This window comes from Thermoanaerobaculum aquaticum (genome assembly GCF_000687145.1).
In the GTDB taxonomy this organism is placed as follows: domain Bacteria; phylum Acidobacteriota; class Thermoanaerobaculia; order Thermoanaerobaculales; family Thermoanaerobaculaceae; genus Thermoanaerobaculum; species Thermoanaerobaculum aquaticum.
In genome coordinates this window covers 18490-35215 of the sequence record NZ_JMFG01000025.1, presented here as the reverse complement: position 1 = coordinate 35215, position 16726 = coordinate 18490, and the positions used below count along the sequence as shown (strand labels likewise).

Annotated in this window: 15 protein-coding genes; 6 read left to right on the top strand and 9 right to left on the bottom strand. The window is 62.9% G+C overall.

Annotation, left to right across the window (positions count from 1 at the left end):
- Positions 1-80 precede the first annotated feature (80 nt).
- Genes kdsB through EG19_RS09850 form a run of 4 tightly spaced genes read left to right on the top strand, consistent with a single transcriptional unit; the run spans position 81 to position 3906 of the window.
- Positions 81-824 (top strand): 3-deoxy-manno-octulosonate cytidylyltransferase, encoded by a 744-nt coding sequence (gene kdsB / locus EG19_RS09865; RefSeq protein ID WP_081800103.1) that lies wholly within the window; start codon positions 81-83, stop codon positions 822-824.
- Entirely contained in the window at positions 824-2494 is a 1671-nt protein-coding gene (locus tag EG19_RS09860) for a CTP synthase (protein WP_038050022.1), read from the top strand. Before kdsB ends, EG19_RS09860 begins: the two co-directional genes overlap by 1 nt.
- Complete coding sequence (kdsA, locus tag EG19_RS09855; RefSeq protein WP_038050021.1) at positions 2491-3333, top strand: 3-deoxy-8-phosphooctulonate synthase; 843 nt, start codon at positions 2491-2493, stop codon at positions 3331-3333. Before EG19_RS09860 ends, kdsA begins: the two co-directional genes overlap by 4 nt.
- A 15-nt stretch (positions 3334-3348) precedes the next feature.
- Positions 3349-3906, top strand: a complete 558-nt coding sequence (locus EG19_RS09850; protein ID WP_053335193.1) for a dTDP-4-dehydrorhamnose 3,5-epimerase family protein — start codon at positions 3349-3351, stop codon at positions 3904-3906.
- Between the two features lie 48 nt (positions 3907-3954).
- Here EG19_RS09850 and EG19_RS09845 read toward each other — a convergent pair whose 3' ends face one another.
- Both EG19_RS09845 and EG19_RS09840 read right to left on the bottom strand, forming a co-directional pair.
- Positions 3955-5268, bottom strand: a complete 1314-nt coding sequence (locus EG19_RS09845) for a hypothetical protein (RefSeq protein ID WP_038050020.1) — start codon at positions 5266-5268, stop codon at positions 3955-3957.
- A 9-nt stretch (positions 5269-5277) separates the two neighbouring features.
- A complete protein-coding gene (locus EG19_RS09840; RefSeq protein ID WP_038050019.1) occupies positions 5278-6504 on the bottom strand; it encodes a NupC/NupG family nucleoside CNT transporter in 1227 nt (408 codons plus the stop codon).
- A 100-nt stretch (positions 6505-6604) separates the two neighbouring features.
- On the opposite strand from EG19_RS09840, the gene EG19_RS09835 reads away from it, so the two are divergent.
- Entirely contained in the window at positions 6605-6967 is a 363-nt protein-coding gene (locus EG19_RS09835) for a metallopeptidase family protein (protein WP_038050018.1), read from the top strand.
- Positions 6968-6970: 3 nt separating this feature from the next.
- Here the strand turns inward: EG19_RS09835 and EG19_RS09830 are convergent, their stop codons facing one another.
- The 7 genes from EG19_RS09830 to EG19_RS09795 all read right to left on the bottom strand — a co-directional run bounded on the left by EG19_RS09830 (position 6971) and on the right by EG19_RS09795 (position 15623).
- On the bottom strand, positions 6971-8590 hold the full coding sequence (locus EG19_RS09830) for a SulP family inorganic anion transporter (RefSeq protein WP_200867142.1): 1620 nt from the start codon (positions 8588-8590) through the stop codon (positions 6971-6973).
- A 156-nt stretch (positions 8591-8746) separates the two neighbouring features.
- On the bottom strand, positions 8747-9430 hold the full coding sequence (gene queC / locus EG19_RS09825) for a 7-cyano-7-deazaguanine synthase QueC (RefSeq protein ID WP_038050053.1): 684 nt from the start codon (positions 9428-9430) through the stop codon (positions 8747-8749).
- Complete coding sequence (locus tag EG19_RS09820) at positions 9427-10431, bottom strand: glycoside hydrolase family 3 N-terminal domain-containing protein (protein ID WP_053335192.1); 1005 nt, start codon at positions 10429-10431, stop codon at positions 9427-9429. Before EG19_RS09820 ends, queC begins: the two co-directional genes overlap by 4 nt.
- Positions 10428-12989 carry a DNA mismatch repair protein MutS gene (gene mutS / locus EG19_RS09810; RefSeq protein WP_038050015.1) on the bottom strand — a complete coding sequence of 854 codons (2562 nt, stop codon included), beginning with the start codon at positions 12987-12989 and terminating at the stop codon, positions 10428-10430. The genes EG19_RS09820 and mutS overlap by 4 nt, the downstream gene beginning before the upstream one ends.
- A 90-nt stretch (positions 12990-13079) precedes the next feature.
- The gene (locus tag EG19_RS09805) at positions 13080-13907 is read right to left on the bottom strand and encodes a hypothetical protein (protein ID WP_038050014.1); all 828 of its coding nucleotides are present in this window, start codon (positions 13905-13907) and stop codon (positions 13080-13082) included.
- Entirely contained in the window at positions 13877-14851 is a 975-nt protein-coding gene (locus EG19_RS13425; RefSeq protein WP_053335190.1) for a M23 family metallopeptidase, read from the bottom strand. The genes EG19_RS09805 and EG19_RS13425 overlap by 31 nt, the downstream gene beginning before the upstream one ends.
- A gap of 238 nt (positions 14852-15089) precedes the next feature.
- Positions 15090-15623, bottom strand: coding sequence for a hypothetical protein (locus EG19_RS09795; RefSeq protein WP_038050013.1), 534 nt, complete (start codon positions 15621-15623; stop codon positions 15090-15092).
- Positions 15624-16223: 600 nt separating this feature from the next.
- Between EG19_RS09795 and EG19_RS09790 the strand changes: the two genes are divergently transcribed.
- Positions 16224-16598, top strand: a complete 375-nt coding sequence (locus EG19_RS09790; protein ID WP_038050012.1) for a hypothetical protein — start codon at positions 16224-16226, stop codon at positions 16596-16598.
- The last annotated feature ends 128 nt before the right edge of the window (positions 16599-16726 follow it).

The following is a 16726-nucleotide window of genomic DNA, read 5'->3' as shown; positions in this document are numbered from 1 at the left end:
CTTTTCCCCGAAAAGACGCCCCACGCCCAGGGGGCCCCATGGTTTGACAAACTCCCCGCTCTCCCGTAGCATGCCGCCACGTGACGGCAAGAAGGGCTTTGGCGGTGATCCCGGCGCGAATGGGGGCTACCCGTTTTCCGGGCAAACCTCTCGTGTCCCTGTTGGGCAAGCCCATGGTGGCCCACGTGGTCAGCCGCGCCCTGGAAGCTGGAGTTTTTGCGGAGGTGATCGTGGCCACCGATCACGACGAGGTAGCCCGGGTGGCGGAGGAGGCCGGGGCGCGAGCTGTGCTCACCGGCCCCGCCCGCAGCGGCACCGATCGCGTGGCCATGGCGGTAAAGGAAATCCCCGGTGAGGTGGTGCTCAACGTGCAAGGGGACGAGCCGGCGGTGCCGCCGGAGAATTTAAGGCTTTTGGCTGGCTTTCTGCTTGAGCACCCGGAGATCCCCATGGCTACGCTGGCGCTTCCAGGCTCGCCGGCAGATTTAGAAAACCCCAACGTGGTGAAGGTGGTTTGCGACGATGCCGGTCGCGCCCTTTACTTTTCCCGGGCGGGTATCCCCTTTCAGCGCCACCCTGCCCCGGAGCTGGTGCAAAAGCACGTGGGGCTTTACGGGTTTCAGCGGGAGGTGCTGCTGCGCTTTGCGGCGCTCCCCGAACACCCCCTGGAGACCTGCGAGGGCTTGGAGCAGCTGCGGGCTTTGGCCGCCGGCATTCCCATTTACGTGCTGAAAGCCCAGGCGGAATCGGTGGCGGTGGATACGCCGGCAGACGTCAAAAGGGCGGAGAAAGCTTTGAGGCAGTACCAGCAGGGAGGTGGGTAATGGCCACCAAGTACGTGTTTGTCACGGGCGGCGTGGTGTCGTCGTTGGGCAAGGGCATTGCCGCCGCCTCCATAGGGGCGCTCTTTGAAGCCCACGGCTTTTCCGTGACGCTCATGAAGTGCGACCCCTACATCAACGTGGACCCCGGCACCATGTCGCCTTTTCAGCATGGGGAGGTGTACGTAACCGATGACGGGGCCGAAACCGACCTGGATTTAGGGCACTACGAGCGCTTTACCTCCGTGACCACCTCCCGCAAAAACAACATCACCACCGGCCGGGTGTACCTTTCGGTCATCGAAAAGGAGCGGCGGGGCGACTTTCTGGGCTCCACCGTGCAGGTGATTCCGCACATTACCGATGAAATCAAAGCCGCCATTCGCGATGTGGCCGAAGATCACGACGTGGTCATCGTGGAAATTGGCGGCACCGTGGGTGACATCGAGTCGCTGCCGTTTTTGGAGGCCATCCGCCAGTTCCGCCAGGATGTGGGCCGGGGCAACGCCGTCAACGTGCACGTCACACTGGTGCCCTACTTGGCGGCCTCCGACGAGCTCAAGACCAAACCCACCCAGCATTCGGTGAAGGAGCTGCGGGCCATCGGTATTCAACCGGACATCCTGGTTTGCCGCGTGGATCGCCACCTTCCCGAGGAAATGCGGCGAAAGATCGCGCTCTTCTGCAACGTGGAGGAACGCGCGGTCATCCCCGCCCGCACCGTGGAAACCATTTACGAAGTGCCGCTGCGCTTTGCCGCCGAAAACCTGGACCACATCCTCCTGGAAATGCTCAAGCTGCCACCGGGCCCGCGGGACCTGTCCAAGTGGCAAAAGGTTGTGGACCAGCTCAAGAACCCGCGCCACCGGGTACGCATTGGCATCGTGGGCAAATACGTGAACTTCGTGGACAGCTACAAGTCCTTGAACGAGGCGCTCATCCACGGCGGCATGGCCAACGATGCCAAGGTCGAGCTGGTTTTCATTGATGCCGAACAGCTGGAAGGGGAAGCCTATGTGGAAGAGCTCTTCCAGGTGGACGGCATCCTGGTCCCGGGAGGCTTTGGCAAGCGCGGTATTGAAGGGATGATCCGCGCTATCGAGTTTGCCCGCGGCCACAAGATCCCCTACTTTGGCATCTGCCTGGGCCTGCAAACCGCGGTGATCGAGTTTGCCCGCCACGTGTGCGGCCTGACCAAGGCCAACTCCTCGGAGTTCGTCCCCGATCCCCCTTACAAGGTGATCTACAAGATGCGGGAGCTGGTGGGAGTGGATACCCTGGGCGGCACCATGCGTTTGGGCAAGTACCCGTGCCAGCTCAAGCCCGGCTCCAAGGCCTGGGAGGCTTACGGTGCCGATACCGTTTGGGAGCGACACCGCCACCGCTACGAGGTGAACCAGGACTACGTGCCCATCCTGGAGCAGCACGGGCTGGTGGTTTCCGGACGCTCTCCGGACCGAATCTTCGTGGAGGTCATTGAGCTGCCGGACCACCCGTTTTTCGTGGCCTGTCAGTTCCACCCGGAGCTCAAGTCCAAGCCCTTTGCCCCCCACCCGCTGTTCGTGGCCTTCGTGAAAGCGGCGCTGGCCTACCAGAAGCAAAAGCGGGACGCGCTTTTGGTTGGGGAAACGCAACCTGAGCCGGCGGAAAAGCCCCAGGAGGAGCAAGCATGAAGCGGGTGGCCGCTTGCCCGGTCGCCGACCGCCTCACCATTGGGGAAGGCCAGCCCCTGGCCTTTATTGCCGGCCCGTGCGTGCTGGAATCCCTGGAGCTGGCCCTGGACACCGCCGGTGCCCTGGCGGAAATGGCCAGGGAGTACGGTATCCCCCTCATCTTCAAGAGCTCCTTCGACAAAGCCAACCGCTCCTCGCTGGCCTCCTTCCGCGGACCGGGGCTGGAAACCGGCCTTTCCTGGCTGGCAGAGGTGAAAAAAGCTACCGGGTTGCCGGTTCTCACCGATGTGCATGAGCCGTGGCAAGCCGAGCGGGCCGCCGAAGTAGTGGATGTCCTCCAGGTCCCGGCTTTTTTGTGCCGGCAAACCGACCTCATCCTGGCCTGCGCCCGTACCGGAAAAGCCGTGAACGTGAAAAAAGGGCAGTTCATGGCCCCGGACGACATGAAAAACGTGGTGCAAAAGGTGACCTCCACCGGCAATACCGCCGTAACCCTCACCGAACGGGGAAGCTCCTTCGGCTACCACAACCTGGTGGTGGATTTGCGCTCGCTGGCCATCATGCGGCAGTTTGCGCCGGTGATCTTTGACGTCACCCATTCCCTGCAGCTTCCCGGTGGTCTCGGTCACGCCACCGCTGGCGACAAGCAGTTTTTCCTGCACCTGGCGCGGGGGGCGGTGGCCTGCGGCATTGACGGGCTTTTTGCCGAAGTGCACCCCCAGCCGGAAAAGGCGCTTTCCGATCCCACCACCCAGCTTTCGCTGCCCGAGTTCCGGAAGCTCATCGAGCAAGCGCTTGCGGTGCGGGCTGCTGTGGCTCCTTTTACCGAAAGACCGTAAAGCGGAGGTTCAACCGTGCTCACCCCTGAGGATCTCTTGCCCGAGTTTTTAGGAACGCAAAAAACCTACGCCCCCGCCCAGCCCATCGAAGGCGTGCGGGTTTTCCCCCTCCGGCGTTTTGTGGACGACCGGGGTTTGTTTCTGGAGCTTTACCGGAACCAGGCCACCCACCCGGGAAGCGAAGAGCTTGCCCGCTTTTTTTCCGGCGTTGAAGTAGCCCAACTCAACTACTCGCTGGTAACGGTGAACGAGCACATCAAGGGCTTGCATTACCACCTGAAGCAGGCCGACGTGTGGTTTTGTCCCCCGCCGTTTAAGCTCAAGGTGGTGCTCCTGGATTTACGCCGAAACTCCCCCACTGCGGGTAAAACGCAGGTTGTGGTTTTGGGCGAGGGGAAGGACGCCTGGGTTTACATCCCTGCCGGTGTGGCCCACGGCTACCGCCCTTTGACCAACCCCTGCGGGCTCTTTTACCTGGTCACCCGCTGCTTTGACCTCAACGACCCCGACGAGTACCGCATCCCCTGGGACCACCCGGCGGTCAAGGAGCTCTGGGAAGTCAAAAACGAATAGAGCACTTCTGGGACCAGCGCCAAGGCGATTCGGTAACCCGGAATCTGCTTATTCCGGTCGAAACTCGTCCACCGGAACCGGCGCGCTCCAGCCTTCCCCTTGCTTTTTCGACACGAAAATATCCCAGTCCAACTCCCCCGGCGTGTAGCGCGGCAAGCGGTAAAAGAGCAAGGAACCGTCGGCGGTGGGGGCCGCTTCCAAAAGCGGCAAGCGCTGGTTTCCCGGCAAGCGCACCTCGCTCACCGTTTGCTTGGCAAACAAAAGCTGCCGATCCCCCCGGCAGAAGTAAAGGGTGGTGTTGGGGCCCAGGCGCGGCGCCCATTCCGCGCCCAACGTGTTGATCCTGGGTTCCACCGGTTGCCCCGCCTGGTTTTGGAACTTCAGCCAGAGGTCGGAAGAGCCAAACTCGTACACAGTCCAAACCATGGCACCCAGCTGTTTGCCAAAGCGCTGGCCGTCCCCGGCCGCTTTCCCGGCGGCCTCGGGCACAGCCTCCAGAGGCCCCCAGCTCCCCTTCCCCTGCCGCGTGCTTTGCACCAGCTGGGGTTCCTTTCCCGTAAAGCGCAGCTCGGCGAGCAGCGCGCTTTCGTCTTCGCTCACCCAGGTGACCCGCAGGGAAGCATCCTCAGGCAGATCGGGAAACACCAGCTGCTGGGGAGGGGTCCACGAGCCGCGGGCAAACTCGGTGCGGTAGGGCCGCAAGCCTCCCTTTTCTGCCCAGGGCAAAAGCGCACCACCCCGCACCATCCCCGGCCGCAGGGCACCGCGAGGGGACTCCCCTTCCCTCACCGGAGGCAGGAGACCGGCGGAAAAGTAAAGCACCTTCCCGGCGGCCAGCGGTACCGGCGAGACTTCCTTCCCCGAGGAGTTCACCTTGGCGGGGTCCCGGCGGTCGTTAACCCAGCTGGGGATTTGCTCCAGGGATTTGGTCAGGAAGCGCACCTGGTAGGAGCGGAAGTCGTAAACCTCCGCGGCATCCGCCAGGAGCGTTTTGGCTCCCACCATGGCGCAGCTGCCGGAAATCGGCACCGCCACCACCTCCTGGCCCACCCGCAGGCGGCTTACGTCTCCCGCCACCCCATCCACCACGCACACCGTGGAGCGGTCCACCCGCACCTTGGCCATCATTTCTTCCTGCGCCTCGGCAATGGGCCGTCCCTCCTTGCGCATGACGGGCTTGATGCTTTCCGGCATCGCCAAACGGATTTCCAGGGTCACAACACCCGGTTCCTGCGGCGACTCGTTGGCCGCCGCCAGCCGCCCCACCACCAGCACGTCCTCCTGGGGCACCGGCGTTTTTGTCACATCCTTTGGGCACGCCGAAAGGCCCACCACCAGAAAAATCCAGAAAAACCGGCGCATGTTCGCCTCCTAAAGTAGGATACCTGCAATGGCTGCGTTGGCGAGGTTGGCCAAGGTGCCCGCGGCCAGCGCCCGCACCCCCAGCCGCGCCAAATCGCCCTGGCGGTTGGGGGCCAGCGCCCCAATCCCGCCAATTTGAATGGCCACCGAGCCAATGTTGGCAAAACCGCACAAAGCGTACGTCGAAATGGCCACGGTTCTGGCCTCCAGTGCCCCGCCCACCATGGGGCTGCCGTTTTCCAAAATGGCCTTCAAATCCAGGTAAGCAATGAACTCGTTGAGGACCGTCTTCTTGCCCAAAAGCACACCCACCTGTGCGCATTCGCTCCAGGGGATCCCCAAAAGCCAGGCGGCCGGGGCAAAGAGGTAAGAAAAGATGAGCTCCAGAGACAGCGTGGGCAGGCCCACGGCCCGTCCGAGAAGGCCCAGAACGCCATTGAGCAAGGCCAGAAGCGCCAGGAAGGCGATGAGCATGGCCGCCACGTTGAGGGCCAGCTTCAACCCATCGGTGGCACCGGCAGCCGCTGCATCCACCGGGTTGACCCAGCTGCGCTCAATGGCGGTCTTAGCCTTGCCCCGGGTTTCCGGCTCTTCGGTTTCCGGGAACATGAGCTTGGACATCACAAGCCCCGCCGGCGCTCCCATCACCGAGGCCGCCAAGAGGTGCTCGGCGGGGATCCCAAAGCCGATGTAAACCGCCAGAACCCCTGCGGCCATGGTGGCAAAGCCGGTAACCATCACCGCGTGCAGCTCGGAGTTGGTAAGCCTCGGAACGTAAGGGCGAATGAACAACGGTGCCTCGGTTTGCCCAACAAAGATGTTGGCCGCCCCACACAGGGACTCCGCCCCGGAAGTGCGCATGGTGCGCATCATGAGCCAGCCAATGCCCTCCACCACCCGCTGCAAGACCCCGTAGTAGTACAGGAGGGTCATGGTGCTTGAGACGAAGATGATGGTGGGCAGCACCTTAAAGGCAAAGAAGTGCTCGGTAAAGGCGTCGCCAAACACGAAGCGGGAACCGGCATCGGAAAACTCCAGGAACTTACGGGCAATTTTGGCGAGAAAGGAAAAAAAAGCGAAGCCGGCAGGCACCTTGATGATGAGCACGGCCACCGCCACCTGCAAACCCAAACCCCAAAGCACGGTGCGCCAGGAAATCGCCTTGCGGTTCACCGAGAAAAGGTAGGCAAGCCCCAAAAAGCAAAGCAGGCCCAACGCCGCCACCAAACGCTCCATGTCCCCTCCTCTCGCTTCCCCCACGGGGAAGGCATCGGTGCTAGAGCTTACAAGAAAACCGGCCCTTCTTGCCAAGGTGTAAGCCCGCTATGATGCCCCTGTGAGCTGGTTGAGCCCTGGGGAATTCGACGCTTTAGTGGAAGAAGCCCTGGCGGCGCTGCCCCGCCGTTTCCTGGAGCTGGTGGACAACGTGGCCATTGTGGTGGAAGAGGAGCCTTCTCCCGAGGATCTGGCCTCCCTGGACCACCAAGAAGGTGAGGAGCTCCTGGGCCTTTACCAGGGCTTAAGCCTTCCCGAGCGGGGGGCGTTTTATTCCAACGTGCTGCCCGACCGCATCGTGCTTTACCGCGGCCCCCTGCTTCGCCGCTGCCGGAACCGCCGGGAGCTCAAAGCGGAAATCCAAGCCACGGTGATCCACGAGCTGGGTCACTACTTCGGCCTGGACGAAGACGCCATGCCCTAAGCCCTATTCCCGATCGGGGTGGCCAAAATCGGTGTCCGGGGGCTCTTTGGCTGCCCGGGTAAAGCCCAAAGCCAGGACCACCACCGCCAAGACCGCGTACGCCGAGGAAAACTGGTAAGCCAGCGAGCGCTGCATGGCGTCGGCGAGCTTCCAGGGCAGGTACATAACCCCTTCCGGTGATGCCGAGTGAATGGCCCCAAAGAACGTCATCACCGAAAGCACCGCCAGATACAAGGACGCCGCCTTAAAGCGACGGTCAATGAGCTCCGCCAAAAACCCGCCCCAGAGCATGGCGGTGAGGATGAAGCCGTTGCCCAACGCCACGGTCACCAGAACCTCGGGCAGCTCCTTGCCGGGCGCCTGCAAGAGCGCGGAAAACTGCGCCGCCGGCACGATTTGCGGGTTGGAGAGCTTGATGGCCAGGAGCCTGGCCACCGTGGGGAAGTACGCAAAGGCCACCGCCGGGGCATGCCTGGCGGGACAAGCCAAAAACGCCTGCACCATGATGTCCAGCGCCACAAAGATCAAAATCGGCGCTAAAACCGCCCGGGGGATGAGCTCCACGATGTAGCCGATATAGCCCAAAACCCCACCCAGGCCAATGAAAAGGCCGGTCAAAAGCGTATAACCGGCCCGTGCACCCATGCCCTTGTAGGCCGGTTGCCCAATGTAAGGGGTGGACTGGGCAACCCCACCGCAAACCCCAGCAATAAGCGTGGCCACCGCTTCGGTGAGCAGGATGTCCCGGGTGTTGAAATCGTCCCCGGCTACCCGGGCGCTTTCGGTGACGTTAATGCCGCCCACCACGGTGAGGAGCGCAAAGGGAATGGCAATGGGCAGGTACGTAAGGGCCGGTACAAAGCCCTTGATGAAGTCCAGGGTCGGAATCGGGAAACCGCCGTGAAACTCCGCCGGCGGCAGCGGCTGGAACGTGCCCCCCACCCAGCCCAGAGGGCCAAGCGTGTAGTAAAGGGCCGTCCCCAGCGCAATGGCCACCAAAACTCCCGGGGCATGCCCCGGCAGGCGCACCCTGGCCACCAGGTTGTAAAGGATTAGCCCCAGGGAAACCAGGCCCACCAGCGGCATGCCGAAGATGTCCACCAGCGGAATGAAACCAATGAGCGCCAGGCCAATGCCCGCCAGCGAGCCCAGCAGTCCGGCCTGCGGCACCACCTTTTGCACCCAGCGCCCGGCAAAGGAAAGCGCGGTTTTGACAATGCCAATCATCACCATGGTGGCCATGCCGATGTACCAGGTCATCATGGCCGCTTCCCGCTCCGGCATCCCCTGGGCTTTCAAGGAAACGAAGGCCGGACCCAAAACCACCAGGGCAATGCCAATGGTGGACGGGGTGTCCAACCCCAAAGGCATGGCGGTGACGTGGGGGTTGCCGGTCTTTTTGGCCAGCCGAAAGGCCATCCAGGTGTACACCATGTCACCGAAAAGCACGCCCAAAGCAGTGCCCGGGAACATCCTCTGGTACACGATGTCGGCGGGAAACCCAAAGCCAAAAACCAGGATCCCCGCCAAAAAGGAAAGCACGGTCATGTTGTCAAACATCAGCCCAAAAAAACCGTTGAGATCACCAATGGCAAACCAACGATAGCGAGCTTGGTCCTTCACGGCTTCCCTCCGTTATGGGTTTTGTGGGGACGGACAAAAGCAGCAACCGTCCGGTGGTTGGCAGCAAGCGGTGTTTCCGGCCACAAGCTTTTCACGGCGCAATGCTAGCAAAAGCCCCCGGAAAAACGCCAGAAAGCGCCCCCGCGGGGGTGGCAATCAGGTGGCGTAGCGCGTGGGGTCAGGAAGATTGGCTTCGGCAAAGCCTTGGCGCCGCAAACGACAAGCGTCGCAGGCCCCACAGTGGATGCCTTCTTCCGGCGGGTCATAGCAGGAAAAGGTCAGCTCGAAGGCAAGCCCCAGCTGGTAACCCAGGCAAACGATCCCAGCCTTGGTGAGGTGGAGAAGCGGGGCGTGCACCTCAAAGCCTGCCCCTTCCCTTCCAGCCTTGGTTCCCAGGTTGGCCACCCGCTGGAAGGCCCGCAAAAAGTCCGGCCGGCAGTCGGGGTAACCGGAGTAATCAAGGACGTTGGCCCCCATCACCAGGTGACGGGCACCGCGGGTTTCGGCATAGGCCAGAAGCAACGCCAAAAGCACGGTGTTGCGGGCAGGCACGTAGGTCACGGGGATGCCTTCCCCAATGTTTTCGCGGTTTTTGGGCACCGCAAGCTCGTCGGTCAGTGCCGAACCACCAAAGGCCCGCAAATCCACCTTGATCACGCGATGCTCGGAAAGCTTGAGGCTTTCCGCCACCCGCCTGGCCGCTTGCAGCTCAAAGGCGTGCCGCTGGCCGTAGTCCACCGACAAAGCCCCCACCCACGGCCACCGCGCCCGCGCCCAGGCCGCGGCGGTGGCGGAGTCCATACCCCCCGAAAGCAAAACCACAGCCTTGTCCCCGCTCATGCCTTCCCCCACCGCTGGCGCACCTCCGCCGCCCGCTCCTGCGCCTCGGCCCAGCTCACGGGGGAAACCGTGCCCCGGGCAAAGCGGCTCACCCGAAATGAGGCGCGCTCCAGGGCAGCTGCCAACGCCGGATCCTTTTCTGCCCAGAAATCCACGTAGTCGGCCACTGCCTGCCGGGCTTCCAAGGCATTGCACAAAAGCACCTGGTGGCACCCCGCCATGAGCGCGGCGGTGGCCCGCTCCTCCAAGCTGCCCCAGGCGGCCAGAGCCCCCATTTCCACGTCGTCAGCCATGATCAAGCCCGCTTCCCTTGGCACCAGACTCACGATTTTCCGGGACAAGGAAGCCGGGGCCACCGCTTCACCAAGACCTGGAGCCAGAGCGTGGGCCACCATCACCGCCCGTTCCGGCGACGCCAGCTTGCCGAAGGCCTCCCGGTGCAGCTTCACCTCATCGCCCAGGACCGGCAGCTCCCGGTGGGAGTCCACCGGCCCGCTTCCCAGCCCCGGAAAGTGCTTGAGGCATCCCGCCACCCCAAAGCATTCCAGGCCCGCAAGAAAGGCCCCGGCCAGGCGGGCCACATCCTCCACGCTGTGGCCCCAGCAGCGGCCCTCTTCGGCCAAAAAAGAAGCTTCCCCCGCCACATCCACCACCGGTGCCAAATCCACGTTGATCCCCAGCGCCGCACAGGCGGCACCGCAAGCCTCCCCCAGCGCTCGGGCGGCTTCCTCACCGTGGCGGGAAAGCTCCTGGGGGGATGGAAGCTCGCCAAGCAGCGCCCGCAGGCGGTTCACCCGGCCTCCCTCCAGGTCCACGGCTACGTAAGGGCTTCCCGGAAGCTCCCGCAGGCTGGCCACCAGATCTTGCGCTTGGGCAGGCGATTGCAGGTTGCGGGCAAAGAGGATCATGCCCCCCGGTTGGAGCGCCTGCAAAAGCGCCCTCTCCTCCGGGCTCAGCTGCAGCCCCGCCACACCGCACACCAGCCAGGGATGGCCGCTCACGACGCCACCTCCTTCTTGAGCTCCGCCAGCAGGTTGAGCGCTTCCAGCGGCGTCAGTTTGTTCACATCCAGCTGCCGGAGGCGCTCCGCCAGCCACTGGTAGTCGCTGGCAAAAAGGGTTAATTGCCGTGGCTCGGCAGCCGGCGAGTGGGGAACCTTGCCGTTGGCTTCGGAAATTTCCGCCAGGATCTCATCGGCTCGCCGGCACACGGCTTCGGGCACCCCGGCCAGGCGGGCCACGTGAATACCGTACGAGCGATCGGCAGGACCGGGCACCACCCGATGCAGGAAGAACACCTTCCCCTGCCACTCCTTCACCGCCATGGAGGCGTTAAAAACCCGGGGCAAGCTTTCCGCCAGCTCGGTGAGCTCGTGGTAGTGGGTGGCAAAGAGCACCAAGGGCCCGCCGCCCGGGGCGTTGTGGAGGTGCTCCACCACCGCCCAGGCCAGCGAAAGGCCATCGTAGGTTGCGGTGCCCCGCCCCACCTCGTCCAGAACCACCAGGGAGCGGCTTGTGGCGTGCCTCAAGATGTGCGCCACCTCGCTCATCTCCACCATAAACGTGGATTCGCCCCGGGCAATGTCGTCGGCGGCCCCCACCCGGGTGAAGATGCGGTCAAAGGGCCCAATTTCCGCCGCATCAGCCGCCACAAAGGAGCCAGCCCTGGCCATCAGCACCGCAAGCGCCACCTGGCGCAGAAAGGTGGATTTGCCTCCCATGTTGGGGCCGGTGAGGATGAGGATTTGCCTTTCCCCCGCCTCCAGGTGCACGTCGTTGGGGACAAAAGCCTCGCTGGAGATGGCCTCCACCACCGGGTGACGGGAAACCTCCAGCCGCAGCACCGGCGCTTCCACCAGCTTGGGCCGGCAGTACCGCTGCTCCCGCGCCCGTTGGGCAAAGGAGGCCAGCACGTCCACGGTGGCCAAAAGCCGGGCGGTGGCCGCCACCCGCTTGGCTTGCGCCGCCAAACGCCGCAAAAGCGCGGCAAAAAGCTCGCGCTCCCGTTCTTCGGCCCGCTTTTCCGCGGTGAGGATTTGCTCCTCCAGCTGCGAAAGCTCCTCGGTCACGAAGCGCTCCGCCTGGGTTAGGGTTTGCCGCCGCACCCAATGGCCGGGGACCTTGTCCAAATTGGCCTTGGAAACCTCAAAGGCGTAGCCAAAGAACGAGTTGTAGCGGATCTTCAGCGACGAAATCCCGGTGCGCTCGCGCTCCCGGGCCTCCAGCTCCGAAAGCACTTCCTTGGCACCGTGGGCCAGCCGCCGGGCAGCATCCAGCTCGGGGTCCACCCCGGAAGCGATGGTTCCTGGCCCTAAAACCGCCGGCGGGTTTGCCGCCAGGGTCCTTTGCAGGTCTTCCGCCACGTCCGCCAGGGGGTCCATCCTTTGCCCGATTTCCAGCAACAGCTCGCTTTCCGCCGAAGCCAGAAGCTCGCGAATCAAAGGGACCGTGGGCAAAGCCTGCCGCAAGCCCACCAGCTCCGCCGGCCGCGCCTGGGAAAACCCCAAACGCGCCGCCGCCCGCTCCAAATCCCCCACCCTGGGCAGGTGCTGGCGGAGGTTGTGGAGGACCTCCAGGTTGTCGCAAAGCTCCGCCACCGCGTCCAACCGCCGTTCCGCTTCCGCCGCCGAAGCCGGACGCACCAGCCATTCCCGCAAAAGCCTCGCCCCCATGGGCGTGCAGGTGTGGTCCAGCACCGTGGCGAGGCAGGCTTTTTTGCCGCCGCTTGTGTCCCTTAAGATCTCGAGGTTGCGCACGGTGGCAGCGTCCAGCACCAGCCCCTGCCCCATCCCCAAACGGGTAAAGGTCACAAAGTGCTCGGGAAGCCGCCCCTGGGTTTCCTCCAGGTACGAAAGCAGCGCCCCCAGAGGACCCAAAAGCTCTTCCTCAGGCTCCAGCCCCAGGGCCCGCACCGAGCCGACGCCAAAAGCCTCCTTGAGCCGTTCCTCCCCGCGACTCGCTTGAAACCACGCTTTGCTTCTCCGTGTCACCACCGGGTTGGGAAGCTCCGGGGGCCACAGCCCCGAAAGCTCAAAAGCTTCCTCCGGAACCAGCACCTCCTTGGGCTGGAGCTGTGCCAAAAGCTCCCGCACCTCTTCGCTGGTCGCCGCGGCCAGCCCCGAAAGCTCCCCCGCCGCCGCATCGGCCACCGCCACCGCAAAAGGCCCCTTCCCCGCCAGCGCCACCAATAAACGCTTTTCCCCGCCCGGCAAAAGCTCGGGCTCGGTGACCGTGGAAGGGGTAAGCACCCGCACCACCTCCCGCCGGACCAGCCGCTGCCCTTGCGGTTCCTCCACCTGCTCGGCAATGGCCACCTTGAAACCGGCCTCCAGGAGCTTGCCCACGTAGCTGGTTAACGCATGATGGGGAACCCCGCACATGGGGGACTCCACCTCTTCGTTGTGGCGTCGCCGGGTGAGCACCACACCCAAAACCGGTGCGGCTTTTTCGGCGTCCTCAAAGAAAAGCTCGTAAAAATCCCCCAGCCGGTACAAGAGCAGCGCATCGGAGTGCTGCTGCTTCAGCTCCAGGTACTGCTGCAGCATGGGGGTCTTCTTCATACCCCTGGCATTGTAGTGGAGAGGGCAAGCGCCGCCCACGGCGCCCTCCATCCTGGGCGTTTTAAGGTTTCAGCTCGAAGGATTTGCTAATCAGCCAAAAACCGGCGGCTCACCGCCAAACCAGCGGGAAAGACGTTGGGAAGCTTCGGCCACCAGCGGCGAATACTCAAATAACGCCATCTCCAGCTCCCCAAAGGCCTCCCGCACCTCGTCGGGCCTTCCCCCCCGCACGGCCGTCAGGGCCCGGTGAAGCCCCGCTCGCGCTCCAGGGGAAAGCTCGGCGCTGGCCATTTCCTTCACCAGCACGGTCTCCAGGTAGGCCAGGAGGTTGGCCCAGGTTTGCACCGCCGGTTCCTGGGCGGAGGCCGGTTGCCATGGCTCCTTTTGCTGGACCTCGCTGGAGGCCACCTCCACCGGCTTTTTCTCCTCCGCCGGCGGCAGCGCTTCGGCAACGCTGGCTGCCAGCTCCGCTGCTGCTTCCTGTCCCACCGGGCTTAAGCCCTGAGGCAGAGCCTGCAGCTGCTGGGAAAAGCGACCCAAAAGCAGGTAAAGCTCCTTCTCGGAAGCGAAGTTCCCCACCAGGCGGGCTGTCTTATCCAGCTCGAGCTGTTCCGAATCGCGGATCACGATAAAGGCCTGTGCCCCCTTTTCCAGCACCACGCGCCTGGCCTTCACGTGCCATGCGGTGAGCGAACCGGCAATAAAGCAGGTATCGGCCACCTGCACCGTGACCGCATCCACCTTCACATTGGGATCAATCCGCAGCGAGCCGGAGGTGGAAACGATATGGGAGTAGTTCCCAGGGTTTTGGATGATCAGGTTTCCCGGCGTGCGAATCGCCAGCTGCCCGGCGTCGTTCACCGTGATTTCCGTCCCCTGGGGGATGATCATCGTGGGTAACGCTTGGTTTTCAGCCATGGCCAGTGCTCCTCCTCCGGCAGCAAATCCAGGGCGGTGTCTTCCTCCCCACCCACCGCCTTTGCTCCCTCGGTTACAGGATAATCCAACATGAAGAAAAAGGGGTCGGTGGGAACGAGCTTGTTGTCCCCTACCTTGCGCCGTACCTCGTAGTGCAGGTGCGGGGCCGTGGACCAGCCGGTGCTTCCCACCGCACCGATCACATCCCCGCGCTTCACATGTTGCCCAGGTCGCACCAGCACCTCCTTGAGGTGCGCAAAGATCGTTACGAACCACTCCCCGTGGTCAATCACCACCACGTTGCCCAGCCGCGCCCAGGGGGGATTTTCCGGGCCCACCCGGCCGGCAAACAGAACCACGCCCTTGCCGGTGGCCTTCACCGGCAAACCCGCCGGTGCTGCTAAATCCACGCCTTTGTGCCGCTCGTAGGTGCCGGTAAACGGCGACACCCGCACCCCAAAAGCGGAGCTCACCTCGAAGCTTCCCCGGGGCAGCGGACAAATGGCCGGCAGTGAGGCCACCATCTCCCGGTGGTTGGCGGCAAAAGCCAAAAGCTCATCGGCGCGGGCCAGGAGGTTTTTGGCTCCCTGCAGCAAATCCTCGGAAGCCCAGAGGTCTTCGCTGGCCGCCGGCGCAAACCCCAAAATCAGCCCCAAACGCCGCAGCTCTCTCCCCGCAGCACTTAGCTTTGCCTCCAGAGCCCGTTGCTTTTGAAGTAGTGCTTCCCGTTCTCGCGTAAGCTGCTGATGGACACGCTTGGCCTCCTGCAACTTGGCCCACAGGACCACCGCTTCCACCCCTCGGGGCACCTGCCACAGCCCCGCCACCACCACGCCCAATACCACCACCGCCAAACCCGCACCCCACCACAGCTGCCGCCGGTCGAGGAAGAAGTACCTCGCCGTGCGCGACACATCCGCCGGGTGGAATTGCACCTCAACCATAGCTCACCTGCGGATAGCTTATCACCGCCGGCCACGCCCAACATCGCTGCACAGGCCCCCGGACCCCTCCAGAACCTCGGCCCCCTCCAGGGAAAACCAAGGAAAACGTAACTCAACTTCCCGCCACAGCCTGCGGCGATGAACACGGCCAAAAACGGGGTTGGCTTTATCCGCATTTAGCCGAAAAGAAACCAAGCGGAAGAAAGTCAAAGCCCGATACGAACCGCAATTCCTTAAATCACCACGTGCGAATCACACGCGACAGCACCACCAGAGCAATGCCCGAAAGGACAATGAACAGTTGGAACCAGGACGAGAGACTTCCCCTCTTGAGGGCAATATAAAACAGCCTCAGGGTGCCGACCTCCGGAAAAGATGCCAGCAGCTTGCGCGAATAAAACGGCTTCCAGGGCTCGCGTCTGGCAGGCTGTACGCCCAGAGCGATCCATCGGGAACCTGCCAGCAGGGACTTGCCATTGGTGAGGATCGTACTTTGCGGCACGGACCAGGTCTGACCCCTGGGGCTTTTAATCCACAGCCGCTCCCCGTCCACAGCCAGAGCAAAGCCGAGGCGGCGGAGCCTCAGCCCAAAAAGCACACCAAGGCTCACGACCCAACAGCTCGGAAGAAGCTCCCACGGTGCTACGTACCCCTCGTGGAAGTAGACCATCGCAGGAGCAGCAGCAGCCACAAAAACCAACCACCCCGCAGCCCACAGGTAGCGAAACCGAGCCTGGCGCAGCAACTTCGGGTTCGGTTCGAACCAATCCATATTCCCCCGTGCGCCTCCATTCTCCCGGAAGTCTAGCCGAAGCTTTTCCAAGACCCCCGCGCTTTTGAATGCTCGCCTCCCTCGTTTCCCCACTGACTAGCACTGGCCATGCTTAGAAAGCTGTGTCTGCCCACTCGGCGCCACCACTGCCATAGCGGTACAAACCGGTGGAGCCACACGGCCCGCTTTCACCCCGGAAGCTGGGGTTTTTTAGCGCCGACCGGTTCCCTGCAATTGTTTCTTTATCTCAAAGAAAGCCGGCCTAAACGAGCCAAGACTTGTGTGGTTCGATATCGGCACGAGTGTAGGGCACGACTACCGAAGTTGGAGCCTGGGGAGGGAAAAGTTTTCGAGTCCCAGGTGGCACCCCGTTACCTTATGTTCGGAACCACGGCAGTAAGCCCTATTATCTGCGTACCCTTCCTGCGCGTACATTTGCAATGAACAGGACAGGCGCCGAGTGGCAGGTAAGACCCATGGCCTCTTTCTGAAAATACAAACACTCCGCGGTCTCAAGTGACCTGGAGAGACGGTTGATTTTTGAACACTTACGCTGGCATCCTAGAATAGAGTTTGGACGTCGTTCGGAGGTGAAACAGCATGCTTGCCAAAGCTTATCGTGGACGTGGCGGCTGGCTGGCAACACCTTTTTTGATCGTCAAAGACAACGAAGCCTTCGAGGGCGGAAACGGCTGGTTCGCGGAGCCAGTCTTGACCTTCGAGGGCAACGAGATTTACCGTGGCCGCAAGGGCTGGCTTGATGAACCGATTGCCACCGTAAAGGGAAACGAGGTCTATGAGGGACGCGGCGGCTGGCTGGATGAGCCTATTGCCACCCTGGAACCAACCGACGAGGGTTGGGAAATCTACCAAGGGCGCGGGGGCTGGTTTTCTGAACCTATCGCATCGGTGGTGGGCGGGGACCCTATGGCCGCCGCTAGCGCCGCCGTCTTCTTGCTGTGCCTGTCTGAATGAGAGACCGACACCAATCTGGTTACCACCCGGGCCCGAGGACAAGCGCTCGGGAGGGGAAAAACGCGCCGTTAGTTTCGGCCTTAATGATGAACCCCGCGTGGTCGGAAGGAGGCTCGCGGGATTGATGC